14 protein-coding genes and 7 pseudogenes are annotated in these 18,692 nt (G+C 69.6%); 17 read left to right on the top strand and 4 right to left on the bottom strand.

All coding sequences use genetic code 11. The features are described 5' to 3' along the window. Positions 1 to 48 precede the first annotated feature (48 nt). From RI578_RS00790 to RI578_RS00825, 8 genes and pseudogenes are all read left to right on the top strand, one after another. A pseudogene (locus tag RI578_RS00790) lies at positions 49 to 1,558 on the top strand (ISL3 family transposase). Beyond that, positions 1,509 to 2,000 (top strand): nitroreductase/quinone reductase family protein, encoded by a 492-nt coding sequence (locus RI578_RS00795; protein WP_310869192.1) that lies wholly within the window; start codon positions 1,509 to 1,511, stop codon positions 1,998 to 2,000. The pseudogene RI578_RS00790 and the gene RI578_RS00795 overlap by 50 nt, the downstream one beginning before the upstream one ends. 9 nt (positions 2,001 to 2,009) lie before the next feature. Continuing rightward, a complete protein-coding gene (locus tag RI578_RS00800; RefSeq protein ID WP_310869193.1) occupies positions 2,010 to 3,323 on the top strand; it encodes a sensor histidine kinase in 1,314 nt (437 codons plus the stop codon). 3 nt (positions 3,324 to 3,326) lie between these two features. Beyond that, positions 3,327 to 4,004, top strand: a complete 678-nt coding sequence (locus tag RI578_RS00805) for a response regulator transcription factor (protein ID WP_310869194.1) — start codon at positions 3,327 to 3,329, stop codon at positions 4,002 to 4,004. Between the two features lie 164 nt (positions 4,005 to 4,168). Beyond that, the gene (locus RI578_RS00810; RefSeq protein WP_399059202.1) at positions 4,169 to 4,999 is read left to right on the top strand and encodes an ABC transporter ATP-binding protein; all 831 of its coding nucleotides are present in this window, start codon (positions 4,169 to 4,171) and stop codon (positions 4,997 to 4,999) included. Beyond that, entirely contained in the window at positions 4,996 to 7,611 is a 2,616-nt protein-coding gene (locus RI578_RS00815; RefSeq protein WP_310869196.1) for an FtsX-like permease family protein, read from the top strand. The genes RI578_RS00810 and RI578_RS00815 overlap by 4 nt, the downstream gene beginning before the upstream one ends. Positions 7,612 to 7,995: 384 nt before the next feature. Then, positions 7,996 to 8,525: pseudogene (locus RI578_RS00820) on the top strand (transposase family protein); the annotation flags it as partial. A gap of 512 nt (positions 8,526 to 9,037) precedes the next feature. Continuing rightward, positions 9,038 to 9,779 (top strand): annotated as a pseudogene (locus RI578_RS00825) (IS5 family transposase). A 93-nt stretch (positions 9,780 to 9,872) separates the two neighbouring features. On the opposite strand, the pseudogene RI578_RS00830 reads toward RI578_RS00825, so the two are convergent. The 3 genes and pseudogenes from RI578_RS00830 to RI578_RS00840 form a co-directional block, all read right to left on the bottom strand. Continuing rightward, positions 9,873 to 10,609: pseudogene (locus RI578_RS00830) on the bottom strand (dienelactone hydrolase family protein). Between the two features lie 663 nt (positions 10,610 to 11,272). Further along, positions 11,273 to 11,659, bottom strand: a complete 387-nt coding sequence (locus RI578_RS00835; protein WP_310869198.1) for a hypothetical protein — start codon at positions 11,657 to 11,659, stop codon at positions 11,273 to 11,275. 428 nt (positions 11,660 to 12,087) lie between these two features. Further along, the gene (locus RI578_RS00840) at positions 12,088 to 12,930 is read right to left on the bottom strand and encodes a MerR family transcriptional regulator (RefSeq protein ID WP_310869199.1); all 843 of its coding nucleotides are present in this window, start codon (positions 12,928 to 12,930) and stop codon (positions 12,088 to 12,090) included. Positions 12,931 to 12,989: 59 nt separating this feature from the next. Here RI578_RS00840 and RI578_RS00845 point away from each other — a divergent pair, with 59 nt between their 5' ends. The 6 genes and pseudogenes from RI578_RS00845 to RI578_RS00870 all read left to right on the top strand — a co-directional run. Then, positions 12,990 to 13,529, top strand: coding sequence for a TetR family transcriptional regulator C-terminal domain-containing protein (locus RI578_RS00845; protein WP_310869200.1), 540 nt, complete (start codon positions 12,990 to 12,992; stop codon positions 13,527 to 13,529). Positions 13,530 to 13,576: 47 nt separating this feature from the next. After that, positions 13,577 to 14,249, top strand: a pseudogene (locus RI578_RS00850) (enoyl-CoA hydratase-related protein). Positions 14,250 to 14,344: 95 nt separating this feature from the next. Then, positions 14,345 to 14,584: a hypothetical protein gene (locus RI578_RS00855; RefSeq protein ID WP_310869201.1), complete on the top strand. Its 240-nt coding sequence runs from the start codon at positions 14,345 to 14,347 to the stop codon at positions 14,582 to 14,584. Positions 14,585 to 14,746: 162 nt separating this feature from the next. After that, complete coding sequence (locus tag RI578_RS00860) at positions 14,747 to 15,184, top strand: hypothetical protein (protein WP_310869202.1); 438 nt, start codon at positions 14,747 to 14,749, stop codon at positions 15,182 to 15,184. A gap of 626 nt (positions 15,185 to 15,810) precedes the next feature. After that, positions 15,811 to 16,287 (top strand): hypothetical protein, encoded by a 477-nt coding sequence (locus RI578_RS00865; protein ID WP_310869203.1) that lies wholly within the window; start codon positions 15,811 to 15,813, stop codon positions 16,285 to 16,287. Between the two features lie 129 nt (positions 16,288 to 16,416). After that, a pseudogene (locus RI578_RS00870) lies at positions 16,417 to 16,726 on the top strand (SpoIIE family protein phosphatase); the annotation flags it as partial. Between the two features lie 46 nt (positions 16,727 to 16,772). On the opposite strand, the gene RI578_RS00875 reads toward RI578_RS00870, so the two are convergent. Further along, positions 16,773 to 17,198 (bottom strand): DUF6003 family protein, encoded by a 426-nt coding sequence (locus RI578_RS00875; RefSeq protein WP_310869204.1) that lies wholly within the window; start codon positions 17,196 to 17,198, stop codon positions 16,773 to 16,775. Between the two features lie 93 nt (positions 17,199 to 17,291). On the opposite strand from RI578_RS00875, the pseudogene RI578_RS00880 reads away from it, so the two are divergent. The 3 genes and pseudogenes from RI578_RS00880 to RI578_RS00890 all read left to right on the top strand — a co-directional run. Continuing rightward, positions 17,292 to 17,455: pseudogene (locus tag RI578_RS00880) on the top strand (transposase); the annotation flags it as partial. A 123-nt stretch (positions 17,456 to 17,578) separates the two neighbouring features. Continuing rightward, complete coding sequence (locus RI578_RS00885) at positions 17,579 to 17,986, top strand: AMP-binding protein (protein ID WP_310875629.1); 408 nt, start codon at positions 17,579 to 17,581, stop codon at positions 17,984 to 17,986. Positions 17,987 to 18,195: 209 nt separating this feature from the next. Beyond that, positions 18,196 to 18,654, top strand: coding sequence for an AMP-binding protein (locus RI578_RS00890; RefSeq protein ID WP_310869205.1), 459 nt, complete (start codon positions 18,196 to 18,198; stop codon positions 18,652 to 18,654). Positions 18,655 to 18,692 lie beyond the last annotated feature (38 nt).

Genomic DNA, 18,692 nt, shown 5'->3' on the forward strand with positions numbered 1-18,692 from the left:
GGGGCTGCTGCTGCCAGGCTGCTCACGTGTGATGTCACTGTTGATGAACTGCTGCCCCAGCTTGAGGGGTTACGGATCGAGCGTATGGATGCCAGCCCGGTGATGCTGAGAATCACCGCGTTCACCAGGGATGACGCGTCCCAGCCCTGCCCGGGGTGCGGGCAAGTGTCGGACTGGACGCACTCACGGTACGTGCGGCATGTCGCGGACGAGGCGGTCGGCGGACGGCCGGTGGTGATATCGATCTGCCGGTACGGCGACTGCACTGCGAGAACCCCGCCTGCCCCAGGGCGACGTTCGTCGAGCAGGTCGACGGGCTGACGGAGCGTTATCAGCGCCGGACCCGGCTCTGCGGCGGCTCGTCGAGGCGGTCGCGGTGGCGCTGGCGGGTTCGGCCGCGGCCCGGCTGCCGGCGGTGCTGCACCAGACCCTGTCCTGCGCGACGGCGCTGAACTGTCTGATGCGCATCGCGCTGCCGGACCGGCCGCCGCCCGTGGTGGCCGGGATCGACGAATTCGCTCTGCTCAAGGGGCACCGCTACGCAACGATCATCATCGATGCCGACAGCGGGCAGCGCGTCGACGTGCTGCCCGACCGGAAGGCGGCCACCGTGACCGCCTGGCTGCGCGGGCATCCCGGCGTCCGCGTGGTGTGCCGCGACGGCTCGGGGGCCTTCGCCCGGGCCACCACCGACGCCGACCCGACGATCGTGCAGGTCGGCGACCGCTGGCACCTCTGGCACGGCCTGGCCGAAACAGCCCTGAAAGAGATCGGCGCGCACGCCTCGTGCTGGAGCAAGCTCGGCCCGCCGCTGCGCGAGGGCAACCGCGCCGCCGCCATCCGGGAACGGTGGCAGCAGGTCCATGACCTCCTTGACCAGGGCGTCGGCCTGCTCGCATGCGCCCGGCGTCTGGGCGTCTCCCTCAGCACGGTCAAGCACTACGCTCGCCACAGCGAGCCGGACCGTATGGTCCGCGCCCCCGTCTACCGGGCCTGCCTCGTCGATCCCTACCGCGACCACCTGCGCAAACGACGAGACGAAGACCCGGTCGTCCCCGTCACCCACCTGCTGGCGGAGATCCGCGAGCAGGGCTGTACCGGCAGCGCCAACCTCCTGGTCCGGTACATCAACCAGGGCCGCGTCGAGGCCGACCACGCTGCCCTTTCACCCCGCAAGGTCACCGGCCTGCTCACCCGCCACCCCGACCGCCTCGACGAGGACCAGCACACTCTGCGCGACCGGCTCGCCCACGCCTGCCCCGAGATGGCCGTACTGGCCGGCCAGATCCATGCCTTTGCCGGCGCCCTCATCCTGCGCGAGGGCAACGCGGAGAAGCTGACGGCCTGGATCACCCGGAGCCGCAGCGCTGACCTGCCCTTTCTCCACTCCTTCGCGAACGGTCTGGAGCGCGACCGAGCCGCCGTCAACGCCTCCCTCATCCTGCCCCACCACATCGGCCGCACCGAGGGTGCCAACACCAAGATCAAGCTCCTCAAGCGCCTGATGCATGGCCGTGCCGGCCACCGCCTCCTGCATCACATCATCCTGCTCAACTGACGCACAGTCACGGACGGCGTGCGCGCCCTCGTGCTCGCCACGACCGGACGGCCGTACCGGTACGCCTCGCCGCACCTGCCTGATCTACGGCACCTCGGGCGACGAGTACGTCGTCGTTGCCTCCAAGGGCGTCGCCGAGGAGGACCCGGAATGGTTCATGAACCTCAAGGCGCAACCCAACGTCGGGGGGCAGGCGGGCTCCTGCCGGTTCACCGCACGCACCCGCGTCGTGTCCCCGGCCGAGCGCGCGTTCCTGTGGGTCCAGATGGTGAACATCTTCCCGCTCTACGACGAATACGCGCACAAGACCACCCTCGAGATCCCGCTGGTCCTGCTCACCTCGCTGGACGAACCCCGCTGGAGCAAAGGGAACGCCGCGCGGGACCGGCTGCACGGGCCCCGCTCAACGCACGGCCGCCGAGCAGCCGGGCGGAAAAAGTAAGCTGCCCGCATGATTGCCAAGTCGCGGGCGAACGACCGGCCCTACGCGACCTCCTTCGCCCGCTGGAACGCCGTCTCCTGGGTCCTGTTGGGCCTGCTGCCCACGGCCCTCGCGGTACTGGACTCCCCCGATGCGCGGAAGTACTGGTCGCTGGGGGTGCTGGGCGCGCTGGCGCTCTGTTGCGGGGCCCTGTTCGCCCTGCGGAGCGGTCCCGCGCTCCGCCCCCTGATGGTGCTCAGCGTCTTCGCCCTGGGACTGGGCGGGACGTCCTATGTACTGGAAGGCGCGGCCGCGCTGTACGTCGTGTCGCTGCCGCTCTTCTGGATCTACGCGCGCGACGCCCGCTCCTCTGTCGTGCTGAGCGGACTCGCCGCGCTGGCCACGGTGTTCGGCGGGACGCTGCCGCAGGGGTGGAGCCCGCAGTTCCTCACAGGGAACAACGTCGTCACCGTCGCGGCTTTCGCGGCGGGGGCCGCTCTCGGGCTGTGGGTGCACCGGTTCGTCGGACAGAGCGACATGCGTGCCGCCCAGCTCACCGCGGAGCTGGAGAGCGCTCAGCGGCGGCTCGTGGAGGCGTATCGGCGCCAGGGCGCGGTGGAGGAGCGCGAGCGGCTCGCCCGCGACATCCATGACACCCTCGCCCAGGGGTTCGCGTCCATCATCGTGCTGGCGGAGGCGGCTCGGTCCTCGGCCGACTCCGATCCCGCCAGGCGTGCCCAGCAGTTGCTCTCCATCGAGCGGACCGCCCGCGAGAACTTCACCGAGGCCAGGGTCCTGGTCGGCTCCGCCCCGAGCGGAACTCTCGCCGCGGGCTCGCTCGCCGAGACGCTCGGCCGGACCCTGGACAGATTCGCCGAGGACACCGGTCTTGCCGTCAGCGCGGAACTGCCGGACATCGACTGCGACCGGACGGCGCGGATAGCGTTGCTGCGCTGCACGCAGGAGTCGCTGGCCAACATACGTAAGCACGCCGCCGCTTCAGCGGTCGGCGTCGTCCTGGCGCGGCACGAGGAGGTCATCGAGTTGGAGATCACCGACGACGGGTGTGGTTTCGTGGTCGAGGAGTCGCTCGGCTTCGGCCTGAACGGGATGCGCAAGCGGCTGGCGGAGATGGGTGGCGAACTCACGGTCACCAGCTCTGTCGGTGACGGGACGCGCGTCCTCGCCTCGCTCCCGGCTCCTGAGGCGTCCGGCACGCTGGAGACAGCGGAGGCGTTGGAGACAGCGGGGTCACCGGTGACAGCGGGCATGCCTGGGTCGGCTGCGACCATCGCGACGTACCAGGCACCCAGCACGCCCGTATCCACGACCGGTCAGGAGTGACGCATGTCCGAGGACGAGGGTCCGATCCGTGTCGTCCTGGCGGACGACCACACCGTGATGCGCGCGGGAGTCGCCGCGCTACTGGCCGGCGCCCCCGGCATCGCTATCGTCGGTGAGGCGGGCAACGGCAAGGAGGCCGTCGCACTCGTCGCCTCCCTCGCCCCCGACGTCGCACTCGTCGATCTGCGGATGCCCGTACTCGACGGCGTCGAGGCGACCACCGAGATCGTCGCCGCACGGTCCGCGACCCGAGTGCTGATCCTCACCACGTACGACACCGATGTGGAGATCGAGCGCGCCATCGAGGCCGGGGCGATCGGCTATCTGCTCAAGGACACCACCCGCGACCAGCTCGTCGACGCCATCCACTCGGCAGCCCGCGGCGAGACCGTACTGGCGCCGCAGGTCGCGGCGCGCCTCGTCGCCCAGATGCGGCGCCCGGCCCAGGTCACCCTGACCGCGCGGGAGTCGGACGTCCTGCACGCGGTGGCGGACGGGCTCTCCAACGTCGACATCGGCCGGCGGCTGGTCATCGCCGAGGCCACGGTGAAGACCCATCTGCTGCGCGTCTTCGCCAAACTCGACGTCAGCGACCGCACCCATGCGGTGGTCGTGGCGCTGGAACAGGGCCTACTGGTACGCCCGAGGCGGGACTCGCGCGCCTCCCGCCCCACCACGTAACCGCCCCGGCGCGTCACGCCGTAGCGCCTACCACCCTGCCGCGTACCGCCGTCGGCCGGCCGCGGTCCCCCCGGTGACCGATGCGGTGTCCACCGACCGGTGGATACGGAGTTCAACCTGTCGAGCCTGTTGGCGCCCGTACCCCGACGGCCAGCATGAACACCATGAACGAGACACGGAAGCAGCGCGGGGAGCCGGTCGTCAGCCTCGATTCGGTGAGCAGGCTCTACGGCGGGCCGAAGAACCGGGTCACCGCCCTCGACGGCGTCAGCGTCCGCCTCGAACAGGGCACCTTCACCGCGGTGATGGGCCCGTCCGGTTCGGGCAAGACCACCCTCCTGCACTGCGCGGCCGGACTCGACAGCCCCACGGCGGGGACGGTACGGCTCGACGGAACCGACCTCGGGAGCCTCAAGGAACGCCGGCTGACCAAGCTGCGCCGTGAACGGATCGGCTTCATCTTCCAGTCGTTCAATCTGCTGCCCGCGCTCACCGTTGTCGACAACGTCACCCTGCCCCTGCGACTGGCCGGGATCCGTCCGAAACGGGCCGCCGTCGACGACGTACTGGGCCGGGTCGGCCTCGGCGCCCGCCGCAACAGCCGCCCCGGTGAACTCTCCGGCGGCCAGCAGCAGCGCGTCGCCATCGCTCGGGCCCTGATCACCCGTCCAGCCGTGATCTTCGGCGACGAACCGACCGGTGCGCTGGACACCCGTACCGCGGGTGAGGTGCTGTCGCTGCTCCGCGAGGCCGTGGAGGACGCGGGGCAGACCATCGTCATGGTGACCCACGATCCGGTGGCCGCCGCATACGCCGACCGCGTGCTGTTCCTCGCTGACGGACGGCTGGCCGGCTCCCTGGACCGGCCGACCGTCGAACAGGTGGCCGCTCAGATGACGCACCTCGGTGCCTGGGACGACGAGCGGGCCGCCGCCCGGCAGGTCCCCCGCTCCGCCGTACGGGTCACGGCGCGTGGACTCGGGGGCCGGCGATGATCAGGATCGCGCTGAGCACCCTGCGCTTCCACAAGTACGGCTTCATCGCATCGTTCATCGCACTCTTCCTCGGCGCCACGATCGTGATCGGCTGCGGCGGGCTGCTGGAGACCGGGGTGCACAACGCGGCCCCGCCCGCGCGGCTGGCCGCGGCGCCCATCGTGGTCACCGGCGACCAGCGCTACATCGGCACCGAGCGCGAACTCGTCTTCCCCGAACGCCTCCGCCTGAAGAACGAGTTGGCCGAGGAGCTGCAGTCGGTGCCGGGTGTCGCCACGGCTGTGAAGGACATGTCGTTCCCGGCCAGCCTCGCCCACACGCCCGGCACGAACCTCGCCCGCACGCCCGGCACGAAGGTGACCGGCCACGGCTGGTCGTCCGCCAGGCTCGCACCGTACAGCCTCTCTGCCGGCACCGCGCCCACCGGGTCCGACCGGATCGTCCTGGGCGCCGACCTCGCCGAGCGGGTCGGGCTGCGGCCCGGCGAGCACGTCCAGCTGGCGACGGGCGGCGAGGCCAGGAGTTTCGAGATCTCCGGCCTGGCCACCGGGCCCGACGACGGCGCGCACGTCTTCCTCTCCGACGCGGAGGCCGCCCGCGCCTCCGGTCACCCCGGCACGACCGACAGCATCGGTGTCTTCCCCGCCGCCGGGACCGACTGGCAGGAGATCGCGGAGCGGGTACGCGACAAGGTCGTCCGGCAGCCGGCTGCGGGACAGTGGGCCGCCGGACAGCAGATCACCGTCCTGACCGGCGACGACCGCGGCCGGGCCGAGAATCCAGCGGTCCTCGCCGACGGCAGCGATCTGGTCCCGCTGGCCGCGGCCTTCGGCGGGCTGTCGGCCATGGTCACCATCTTCGTCGTCTCCGGCACACTCGGCCTCTCCGTCCAGCAACGGCGCCGCGAAATAGCCCTGTTGCGCGCCATCGGTGCCACCCCGGGGCAACTGCGCCGGCTGATCCTCGGCGAGACTATGGTCCTCTCCGTACTCGCCACCGCACTCGCCTGCCTGCCCGGTCCCGCGTTCGGCCGGTGGCTGCTCACCGCGTTCAGCGACGCGGGCGCGGTGCCCGACGCCATCGTGTACCGCGCCGGATCCGTCCCGCTGATCGTCGGCGCCGCTACCACGCTGCTCACCGCGATCGGCGCGGCCCTCATCACTGCGCAGGGCGCGGTGCGTACCCGGCCGACCGAGGCGCTCGCCGAAGCCGGTCTCCAGCGCCGCTGGTTCAGCCGCTTCCGGCTGGTCGTGGGGCTGCTGTGCGTGGCCGGCGGTATCGCGCTGGCGATGGGCACGGCCGCCTCGGCCGGGCCCGACGCGGCGGGAGTGGCCACCCCGGCGGCCATGGTGTGGGCAGCCGGCTTCGGGCTCCTCGGCCCGGTGCTCGTACGGGCCGTCATCGCCGCACTGCGCCGTCCGGCCGAACGCTGGCTCGGGCTGGCGGGCCACCTCGCCACCCGCAACGCCAAGGCGCGCACCACCCGACTGACGGCGGCGGCGCTGCCCGTCATGCTCGCCTCCGGCCTGGCCCTCGGGCTCACTTACCTGCGGACCACTCAGTCGGACGGCGCGAAGCAGGCGTTCGACGACAGCCTGCGGGCCGATCTGGTGGTCACCTCGGACTCCGGCGGGGTGCCGCTGTCGACGATCGACGCCATCAGGGAGCTGCCGGGCGTTGCCGCGGCCACCGCGCAGATTCCCAGCGTCGGCTACCTGGAGCCCGACGAGCCCATGGCCGGCCCGAGCGCCCCGGACGAAGGGGCGTCGGAGGGCGAGCAGGAATCGGCGGGCCCGCAGCCCACCGAACTCTCCCTCCAGGGCATCACCCCCCAGGGAGCCGCGCATACGACGGCCTTTCGCGCCTCCAGCGGTGACCTCGATGCGCTGCACGGGGACTCGGTCGCCCTGCCGGCCCGCGCCGCGGAGGGCCACAAAATCGGCGACACGGTCGCGATGCGGCTCGGGGACGGCAGCCGGGTACAGCTGCGGCTGGTGGCCACGGTGGACGGAGAACGAGGTTACGAGACGGCCCTGGTTCCGGCATCGCTGCTGGTCGGCCGCACCAACGCGGGTCTGGTCCCGACGATCCTGGTCAGCGCGGCCCCGGACACCGACATCGGCCGACTGAGCGCCGAGCTCACGAAGCTGACGTATCGTCACCCCGGCCTGCACCTCTCCGACCGGGCGACCCTCAGAGCCGTACAGGCAGAGTCGGACGACACCCAGGCGTGGATGGCGTATCTGGTCCTCGGCGTGGTGGTCGGCTACTCGGTCATCTCCCTGCTCAACACGCAGATCCAGGCGACGACGGAGCGGCGCAGGGAGTTCATGCTCCAGCGTCTGGTCGGCGCCACCCGCCGGCAGGTCCTGCGGATGATGACGGTGGAGGCGCTGATGATCTCACTGGCCGGCCTGCTCCTCGGCCTGCTCGTTGCCGCCGCGACACTTGTGCCGCTGAGCCTGAGCATCCTCGGCTCCGCGCTGCCGGGCGGCTCCCCGTGGATCCTGGTCACGGTGATCGCCGCGACATTCGCTCTGGTACTCGCGTCGACGCTGCTGTCCACCGGAGTGATTCTCCGTGCGCGTCCGGCCGCCGATTCCAGCGGCTGAGACCCGGCCGGACGACCGGCGGCCCCTGCTGGTCACATGATGGACGGTGACGGATCCGCGGTGGCGCGTTCGCCGGCAGAGCGGTGGCCCCGTACAGCTCACGCTGTACGGGGCCACCGTCGCCCTGCGAGAACGCCCACCTGACACGCCATCAGGACGAGCGTCAAATACAGCTCAGCGTCCCCTTTCGGCAGGCTCCAGAATCGCCACGCACTCCACGCGATGCGTCATCGGAAAGATGTGCACCTGCCCGTTCGCAAGGGAATATTCAGGTCAGATGGCCCTTTCACAGAGTGTTGCAGAACGCCGCGATCTGGGCATATCCGTTGTGTGGCTGGGGTGTTGTGGGTCGAGCGGGTGTGGGTGGAGACGTTCACCGGGCCGCGGGTCGGCCAAAGGTTCGGCCTGCTGCTCGCGCTCGAGTCGGCCCGCACCTCCCAGGACGCAGTCGAGGGGCTGTGGATCGTCGACGGCACTCTCGTCCCGGTCCGCGACCGAAGGTCGGCACGTCGTCCCAGAACTACCCGGTTCTCGGCGAACGTGCAGGTCATCGTGGACGCGGAGACGCGTCTGGTGGTGGCCGCGGCCCGGCCGGTGCCTGGCAACACGGCGGACGCGAAAGCCTGGCGGGACTCCGGCCTGGCCGCGCACTACGCGGGCGTGACGGGCATCGGCGACGGCGCCTACATCAACACCGGACTGATCGTCCCGCACCGCAAGCGCCCCGGACGCCCGTTGTTGAAAGGCGAGGAAGAGGACAATGCGCAGCACCGCAAGGTCCGCGCCCGCGTCGAGCACCCCTTCTCCCGCATGAAGAACTACAAGATCCTCCGCGACTGCCGGCAACACGGCGACGGCCTCACCACACCGTCCAGGCCGTCGCCCGCATGCACAACCTCGCCCTCGCCGCGTGATCACACACGCCCGAATACCACTCCGACCTGCGTGATCGCGGCCTTCTGCAACACCCTTTAGGGCGACTTGAGCTCGCCGAACGGAACGAGGCGCTCGAGGCAGCCATGGCCGCACTGCTTACGCGGATCGGCCGGTGGAGCCAGCGGGAGGTGTTCGTCCCGGCCGACTCCAGCTTCTACACCAGAACGAGGTGAAGCAGGCCGATATCGACCTGCACAGATGCTCGGTGCGCCGCGCCGGCAGTTCGTGCGCCTACTTTCCCAATCGTGGCAGTCGACGAGCTGGACGGCCTCAAGGACGCCAGCAAGCAGCGGGTCCGCTGGCATGCCACCCACACGCTCGGTCTCCTCGACGGAGTCCTCAACGGCGGCACCCACAGGGCCCTGTATGAGGGGACACACCGTTCAGGACGGCTCCGTCGCAGTAAATCCGGTAATTACTGTGGTAGTTAGGAATACGTCTCCGGGACCGCACAACTGGCCCTATCTGGCTCTACCAAAAGCTGCTGATCATGAGACTGTCAGCCGCTCTGCTCGTAGGACTGGGCAGGGGAAACCGTCAGTCGCGGCCGTGGATCGTGTCGGATGAACTGTGGTCGCTGATCGAGCCGTTGCTGCCGAAGCCGGGTCCGAAGAAGGTCAAGGGCAGACCGCGGGTTCCGGACCGCCAGGCCTTGTGCGGGATCCTCTTCGTCCTGCACACCGGCATCCAGTCGGAGTACCTGCCCCAGGAACTCGGCTTCAGCTCGGGCATGACCTGCTGGCGGCGCCTCGCGGCCTGGAACGAGGCCTGCGTCTGGGACCACCTGCACGTGCTGCTGCTGGAGAAACTGCGGTCGAAGAACCAGCTGGACTGGGAGCGGGCGGTGATCGACTTCTCGCACGTGCGGGCCGCCCGACGGGCCCAAAAGCGGGCCTAGCCCGGTCGACCGCGCACGGCCGGGCAGCAAGCACCACCTCATCGTCGACGGGCAGCGCGTCCCACTCGCGGTGTCACTGACACGCGGCTACGACCACGACAAGTACCGCCGCCTGCTCCGGCAGCGAGGCATCCGCCCCGTGATCGCGAAGAGAGGTGAACCTCACGGCACTGGGCTGGGCATCTTCCGCTACGTCGTCGAGCGCACGATCGCCTGGCTCCACGGCTTCCGCCGCCTACGCATCCGCTGGGAGAGACGCGACGACATCCACGAAGCATTCCTCGGACTGGCCGTCTGCGTGATCACCCACCGCCACGTTCAACGGCTTTGTTAAGGACAGTAATACGGGTCTGCTGTGAGGGCTTGACGGGAGGAGACTGTCAGTGCGCGACGCCGACCAGGCCTGGCACCAGCATGTTTGCCTGGGTCATGCCCCCAGGTCCTCCGTCACGGGCAGGCACTCCGCGAGCAGGTCGACGACGTCGCGCCAGGCTCGCTGCGCGTGCTGTCGGTGGTAGCCGACGCCGGGGACCACGGGGTGGTCGACCGGCGGTGGTGGAAGGCGTGCAAGGCTCCGCCGTAGACCGTGAGGCGCCAGTCGACGCCCGCTGCCTGCATCTCTGCGGTGAACGCGTTCCGTTGCGCGGGCGGCATGATCGGGTCTTCCGACCCGACCCCGGCCCACACCGGGCAGCGGATGCGCGCCGCCTCGCCCGGTCGGCCCGTGGTAGTTGCGTTGACTGTCCCGATCGCGCGCAGGTTGACGCCGCCGCGCCCGAGTTCCAGCCCAACGGCGCCCCCGGTGCCGTAACCGACGGCGGCGATCCGGTCCGGGTCGGTCCGCGGCTCGGTGCGCAGCACGTCGAGCGCCGCATGGCCGAGCCCCCGCATCCGGTCGGGATCAGCGAGCAGTGGCATGCAACGGGCCAGCATCTCCTCGGGGTCACCCAAATAGTGCCCGCCATGAAGGTCGAAGGCCAGCGCCACATATCCCAGCTCGGCGAGAGCATCGGCCCTGCTGCGCTCGACGTCGCTGAGCCCCATACCCTCTGGTCCGAGCAGCACCGCGGGCCGACGGTCGACACCGGCCGGGAGCGCGAGGTGCCCGATCATCGTCAAACCGTCGGCCGGGTACTCGACCGTACGGGTCGTAATCTTCGTCATGAGGCTGGACTGTAGTGATGGTCGAGCCCGGTCCGGCCGGTGTTCTGCCGCCGGCAGAACAGCACGGGTATCCCTCTCAAATACGGGACGGGCCCGGCGCTCAAGGCTTCAGGATCATCCCCTTGCCCCTTTGGCGCGTATCTCGGCCACACCCCGAATCCGGCCCAGTGGATTGACCACGAACCCGCGGGCAAGCCCGCTCAACGGGACCGTGGCGTGGCTACGGTCACCGGGTGCCAATTTCTTTTGCCGTGCCGAGTTGGGGCTCTTTGTCCCTGACATCGTCAGCTACGTGCTGTTTTCAATCCCGGACCGCCGAATCGACGCCGGGTTCGCGACGCCGGGTGGCGAGATCCTCGGCTGCGGCATCCCACTGACCTCCCGGAGGCAAACCCCATGGCCGCCGGCGACCATTTGCCGGTGCCGACGGCCCTGCGGGTCCTGGCCGCGGGATAGCGGCGTAGGGCGCTGCTTCACCCGGTCGACGATCCCCCAGTCCACTACGTGCGACAGCTGGATGTACTTCTTCCCGGAAGCCGAGATCCGCTCGTCGCGGAATCCCAGGAAATCCATATGATGCCGGGTCGGAGATCAGGTACTTGCTTTCGCAGGACCCGCGCCCGGTATGGGCGATCCCCACCCCGGTCCGCCCGGTGGAGTCCTTCACTCCCGGGATCGTCTTGACGCCGGGCACAAGGGCCAGTGCCTCGTACGCCGCGGGGCGCAGTCCCTGGGGCAGAGCTTTTCAGGGTCTTGGGGCAGCTCCTTCAGCTCGCTCCACTTCCGGGGTGGCCACACCCCGGCGCCCTTCCCCGCGGGCTCCTCCCACATCTCGCGGCCCAGTTCCATGACCAAGGAGGGCTTGGAGACGTCCACCGAGCCCCACGTCTCGTCGGTGTAGGTCTGGACCTTGCCGGTCTTCTGCTCCGTCTCCTTGATGATCCGCTTCGAGTAGATGAACTGGTCGTCGCGCGGCGCCACCGGCTCCTTCGCCTGCTCGCGCTCCCACGCCGCCGCCCCGTTCAGCAGCGTCGCGGCGACGTTCTCCACTCGCGGGGTGCTCGTGCCCGGTGCCCCGCTCTCGCCGGAGCCGTTCGTGCTGAGCCACGTCGTCGCTCCACCCCCAGGTCTGGTGGCAGAGGCCCACAACGTCCGACGATGGCGACGCCGTCCGCGCGGGCGCACAGAAACGCACATCTGCTCACGCGACTGCGGCCGGGCCGGCGGCAGCTGGGGGCACGGTGCTGCGCCTGTGAGCGAGGTCGCTCGTGAGTGATGGGGATTCTTGAAAACGCCCAGGGATGCCCTTCGCATCACTCGCTCTGGTGTTCAACGACGTGGGGAGTTGCAAAGAGCGTGGCCCGGGTCGCCGACTTGGGTTTCCCGCTCGTGGAGTGTGCGGGCCGTGTCGAGACGTCGAGACGCTGGCTTCGGGTCGGTTGCCAACCCGGGGTCCTCCCGCACGGCCACACCAGCGATCAGCTGCCTGTGGAGAGGTCCCCGTCAAGAAGCCGTGCCGTGAGTTCCATGCACCGCGTCCGGGCCGCGGAGAAGCCATAGGGCATCTTGGTTACCGCTTCGAAGGCACTCATCTGGGCGTCCTCCTCTCCGCCCGCCTCGGCGTCGTAGATCTCGAAGAGCTTCTCCTCGGCCACGTCCAGTCCGGCCGCCTCAATGGCCTGGAGCAGGGCCTTGTGGTGGGCGCAGTGCTGCGCGGCGAGTTCCTCGACCTGCGGGTCGTGGGGATCGACGGTGTCATCGAGGGCGGCGTCGGCCGCGTCGAGGCGGTCTGCCTCGGCCCGTAGGCCGGGATGGGTCGCCAGGGTGATGAACACGCTGGCCTGAATTGCGGCTCCCAGCGGTCCGAAGATCCGTTCCGTGACCAGCAGTGCGTCCAGGTCGGAGGAGCGTAGTGCACCAGAAGGCAGGTGGCTGAGCCGGTCCGTGACCAACGGGGAGAGCAAGCCCAGTGGGCTGCCCACGACCTGCAGGCGCTGGACTGCCGCGCGCTGACGCTTGATGTCGGCCTCCTGGGCGGCGAGGGTCTCCTCCAGCCGGCCCAGGACGTCCTGAATGTCCCGGGCTTCGTCGAAGGCGGCCCGCATGTCGTCCAGGCTGATGCCGGCCTCGGACATCTTGCGGATCCACAGCAGGCGGATCATGTCGTCGTAGCCGTAGCGGCGGCGTCCGTCTCCGCCTCGCTCGGGCTCCGGCAGCAGACCGATCTGGTGGTAGTGGCGAATGGCGCGCGGGGTGGTCCCGGCGAAGGCGGCGGCATCGCCGATCTTGACCTCGCGGGGAGGCGTGGCGGAGGGGTACATCGCAGTCAGGGCCTTTCGTGCTGTGGTGCCCTCGACGACACCACATGCCGCTACGGCATGTGCAACTACAGCACCCGGGCCCTGACGGGCCATCGGGCGGCCCTTCGAAATGGGCGGTGTATCACCACTTCCCCGGCGGGCGGACGCAGCTCACCGACGAAGCGGTGGCATTGGCTGGGGACTTCATCGCGGGACTGATCGACGCGGCCATGCAGGCGGATGACCCGGTGGCGGCCGTCGACGCGTTCTTCCTGCTGTGGCGTGACCGGCTCGTGGAGAGCGGCTTCCGGGCCGGCTGCCCGATCGTGGCGGTGGCCGTGGAGACCAATGACGATGCGCCCCAGCTTGCCCGTTCCGCCGCCGCGGTCTTTGCCCGCTGGCAGGAGGCCCTCGCGGCCCTCCTCCTGAGACACGGCCTGAGCGAGGAACGCAGCCGCAGGCTCGGTGCCTTCATCATCGTCGCTGTCGAAGGCGCAGTGATCATGTGCCGGGCCGAGCAGAGCACCGCCCCGATCGAGGCCGCCGCTGCCGAGATCCACGACCTGCTCCTCCACGCCCTGCGCGACCGCCCCGGTGCCCAATCCGGTCCCCGGCCCTAGCCCGCAGCCGCCCAGCCGCTTCGTCCACGTAGCTCGAAGGAGTCGCCATGCCCTCGCTCGACCGGTCAGGGCAACGTCTTCGTCCTCGACCTGGGAGACGGTGAGAACCGCTTCCGCCCCGACTGGCTCACCGCCGTCGGCGCCGCGCTCGACGAGGTGGAGAAGGCGGAAGGCCCTCGCGCCCTGGTCACCGCCGCCACCGGCAAGTTCTACTCCAACGGCCTCGATCTGGACTGGCTGTTCGCCCACGCCGACCAGCACCAGGACTACGTCGTCTCCGTCCACGAGCTGCTCGCGCGGATGCTGTCGCTGCCGGTCATCACAGTGGCCGCGCTGCAAGGGCACACCTTCGCCGCCGGCGCGATGTTCTCCCTCGCCCACGACTTCCGTGTCATGCGTGCAGACCGCGGCTACTGGTGCCTGCCCGAAGCGGACATCAACATCCCCTTCACCCCCGGCATGGCCGCCCTCATCCAGTCCCGGCTGGCCCCGCAGACCGCGCACGAGGCCATGCTCACCGCACGCCGCTACGGCGGCACCGACGCCTCGGCTGCCGGCATCGTCGACCAGGCGGTCGGCGAGGACGCCGTGCGCTCCGCCGCCATCGAGATCGCCCAGGCACAGGTGAGCAAGGCCGGCGACACCCTCGGCACCATCAAGGCCCGCATGTACGCCCCGGCCCTGGCCACCCTGCGCGACGCGACCAACCCGCTCGGCTGACCAGCACCTCACCCACCGCACCAAGCCGTGCCCCGGGCGCTTCCCCCCTGGGGCGCGGCTGCCCCGGCTGCCCTCCGCATGAGGAGACAAGGCCGATGACAGTCGACACCGCCTGGCACAAGAGCGCGTGCATCCTGTGCGAGAACAACTGCGGCATCCAGATCCAGACCGACGGCCGCCGCTTCGCCAAGATACGCGGCGACAAGGGGCATGTCGCCACCGGCGGCTACACCTGCAACACGGCCCTGCGGCTGGACCACTACCAAAACGGCGGCACCCGGCTGACGACCACGATCCTGTCATCTGCTATGCCCTCAACGTTCCGGCTGCCCTGATCGCTGTCGCAGCGGAGTTCATGTCACGGCCGCGAAGCTGACGGACTGAGCGACTCCCTCTTCGGGAGGGGTCCCCGGATCCAAACGGTATCCATGACATGAGCTTCGGCAGGTTACGGTTCAGTCCGTGACGGCCCAAGGGCAGCGACGAGGTGGGTGGCGATGATGTTGCTCAGCGAGATCGGGGTGCGGCTGTGGACGGCTGCGGCCGGTGCGGGTTCGGTGATTCTGGCTGCGAGCTTCGATAATCCTGCTATGCGCTTGGTGGCTATCCTGCTCGCCGTAATGTTCTTGGGCCCGCTCGTAGTACTGCTGGTCATGGACGTCCGGGAGTGTCTGGGGCGTCCGCCGCCGCAGTCCGATCCGACTGGCCGGCCCAGAGCCGTTGAATGGGGCTGCGTCGTGTTCTTCGACGGTGTCATGGCTCTCTTTGTATACGCAGGAGTCCTCGACGCGCAGCGGGGCGGTTCGGGTGAGTTGCTGATCACCGGCGTGATGGTCAGCGCGGTGATGCTGTTTCTTACCAGCGGCGTCGTGGCCCGTTGGTGGCGGCATCGCCGCGCCCGGAGGTGCGGCCGGTTGACTGGCGGCCCAGAGTAACCGACCCCGCATGAAAGGGCCTTGGAGTGCGGGACGGGCTGCACACCAATGGCTGGCCGAGCCCGCCGAGTGTCGTTCTCCCAGGCCACATACAGCGCCGTTGTCCGGCCGGCAGTTCGGTCCAGGGCGAACCGGTCAGGCACGGCCCGGAGGACGCACCGACGTCCGACCAGGCTGGCGAACAGGGAAAGGCCCTTAATCACGGGTCGATCCTGCATGGATACCCGTTTACCGATGTACTGCCGTCCGACATCGCCGTCACCGAAACACCGCCGCGGAACGGCAGCTGCCCCACCGGCAATATAACCGCCCTGACTCGTGGTTGAAAAGAACAACCCACTGAAGCTCAGAGCGGTCTGGAAGTGGAACTGACCGACATTGCGCCCGCCCCGGCCTCCGATTTGGGGCGGCTTGCGTATCCGCAGGGGCGGAGCACCTCTCATCCGCGTGTCCGTGCCGACGGCAGCGGTCGTGGGGGTGGTCTACCAGGCCGGGGTCGAGACCGTCCACCGACCTAATCCGGCGGAGATTTCGTGAAAGCCGGGCGCCGCTCCCGCGACAAGCAGAGCATTCCCAGTAGCGCTTTCATGTACTGGATCAAAGACATCTCACCACAGGAGTTGCAGATGAAGCGTTTACGGAGAAGCCAGTTGCTGGGCCTCGGTGTCATGGCGCTGATGCTCAGTCTGGTCGCCGCCCCCACCGCGCAGGCAGCACCAGCCGAGGCAGCTGCCGCTGCACCCAGAGCCGTCGAGTGCAGCGGCAGCTGGGACGGCAAAACGTACTGGGCCAAGAGCCCTTCAGGGAACAACGGGGGCGGTTACGCACGCACCTACTGGAACTCCTCGACCAAGCGCAACTGTGCGAAGTTCTGGTCCAGCCCCTACGACGGCCTGGCGTCGAACATCAAGCTGTACCTCCACGACGAGAGCGGCGACTACGCCGCCGACCCGCCGCCGGAGCACCCGGAGAACTACCACTACTACGCCGGGCCGCTCTACACCTGGTTCGACGCCACTGGTCACTGCATCCACTTGAGCGGCTCCCTGGTCCGGGGCGGGGTGGCCTACCGCCTCAGCACCGGGGACGTCCGTTGTGGCTGATCCGCCGTCACTGAATTCGGTCGGGCAGGGCCTTCGGACCCCGGCGATCACCGGCCGGGCCCGCCGGGGACTACGGGCTGTGCGGCGCGCCCTGGGGCAGCGCGGCGGGGTAGCCCGTAGGAGCAGACTGTGGACGCCATGGCCCTCGACGCACAGCGGCCTCCCGGCATATTCGAGGACACCCCCTACACATCGGAGTACTTCCAGGTGCTTCCTGGGGACCGTCTCCTGATCGGCAGCGACGATGTGTACGCGACCGTTTCCTCCGCCGGGGAAAGCTACGGAGAACGGGCACTGGCCCGATCGATGACGGCTACCCGGCTGCTCCCGCCGCCGCAGGTTCCCGGAGCCGTGTTGCGTGAACTCGCTACCTACCGTGGCGACCCCGCTCGACGATGACGCCTTGGTCGTCTGCCTCGACTGGAATGGGCGTCACTGACTCCGGGCGCACCCACGGGTACAGAGGAGTCTGAAGCACGGGGTCGCTACGCGCCGGTGATGTCGGCGATCTCCGCCGGATCAAGGCCCGTGAGCTGGGCGATACGGTGGGCGGGAACGCCTCGCGCCTTTGCCTGGCTGATCAGGCGTTCGCGGTCGTCGTTCGTGTGTCGGAAAGCACGGAGTTCCGCCTCGACCTCTGTGGTGGAACGGGGCGCGCAAGCTCCGCGTACACGGGCGGCTTCGTCCTCGCTGAGCGGGATGGGGAGGCGTTCGGCGTCTTCGGGAATAGTGCCGTCCGCCTCCTGTGGAAGCACTCGGAGCATGTCACTGCTCATGACGATGTCGTGCGCGTGAAGCCACGCGAGTACAGCAGGGGTTTCCATGCATTCCAGTTGTCCCACTGCGGCGGCCGGCGCCCCCAGTTGGGTTCGGGGGTCAGACAGGACAAACAGGTAGGCGGTCTCAGCCATGGTGACGGTTGGCTCTCGTGTAGGTGCGGAGCGAAGCACCGCGATGCTAGCGGAATCCTTCTACACGCGCTGAGGGGACCGTCGCGGTACGCCAAGCGGCACCTCGTGGTTGACGCCCAGGGCAGCCCTTGTTCCTGATGGTCAACACAACAGACCTGCACGAGTCCACCGTGGCGAAGGAAGTCCTCTTCCGCCTCCAGCTGACGCACCCCGAAAGCACCATCGTCTGGGCCGATCGAGCCTACGCGGGCAAGCTCGCACCGCCCGTCGGCGTGCGACACGGCGACGGCCGCGAGCCTGGGCGAACGGCTGGGGCGCTCCTCGACGCCGTCACCGACGAGGCGCGCGGCGGCCCCGACCTGCGGCTGCACGAACTGCCGGTGTTGACCGCCGGCGAACCGGCCTGGTTGGCGGCCCTGGCCGCCGGCGGACCGGGCGAACTCCCCGAGACCTGCCTGCACGAACTCTTCGAACGGCAGGCCCGGCGCATACCGGACGCGATCGCGGCGCGCGAGGCCGGCCCCGGCGGCCCGGACACCGGGCTGACCTACGCCGAACTCGATGCCCGGGCCGACCGGATCGCGCGGGCGCTCACCGCGCGCGGCGTCGGGCCGGAGACCTGGGTCGCCGTCCACCTGCACCGGTCGGCCGATCTGGTGGCCGCGCTGCTCGGCGTGGCAAGGCGGCGGCGCGTACGTGCCGCTCGACCCCGCCTTCCCCCCTCGCGCGGCTGCGGCACCTCGTGGCGGACAGCGGCGCCGCCGTCGTGCTCACCGAGCCCCGCCTAGCCACCGTCGTGGAGCACCGGGGATTGGTCAACTTCCTGATGTGGTGCGTGCGCCGTCACGTCGGCGACCGTACGGGCGAGGCGACGGGCGGTTTCCAGGACCTCCGTCGGCGGCGGTCACGTCGGCATGCTGCGGCCCCCACACGCCGCGAGCGTCGCCCGAGCGCTGGAGACGCTGCTGCCGGCCGCGCGCACGGATGGGACGGCATCGTGACGGCCCTGGAGGTCAGTCCCCTGCACGAACTGGTCGGTCGGCAGGGGGAACGGCGATCCGGACGGCTGGCCGTGCGCTCTCCGGTGGAGCAGTTCACCTACCGCGACCTGATGCGCAGCGCGCACGACCTGTCGCGGAGACTGACCGCGCTGGACAGCCGCCCCGAGGCCCCGGTGGGCGTTTGCCTGCCGCTGGGGCCGCGGTTCGCCGCGGCCACACTGGCGGTGTTGGAGAGCGGCGGGATGGCCCTGCCCATCGACCCCGCCGCCCCACCGGACCGGGTGGAGAGCATCCTCTCCTCGGCACGGGCGACAACGTGCCTGACCGACGGCGACGGCGGGGACGCCCGCTCCTCGTCGCCGTCGTCGGCCACCGAGTCCATGGTGGTGTCGCGCCGGGGCGCATGGGTAGCGCAGAACTCCCTGCACAACAGCCGATGTAGCAGCAGGCGCTGACAATACGTCAGCACATCAGCACCCTGGGTGATCAAGGA

The organism is Streptomyces sp. BB1-1-1 (genome assembly GCF_031597775.1).
Lineage (GTDB): Bacteria > Actinomycetota > Actinomycetes > Streptomycetales > Streptomycetaceae > Streptomyces > Streptomyces thinghirensis.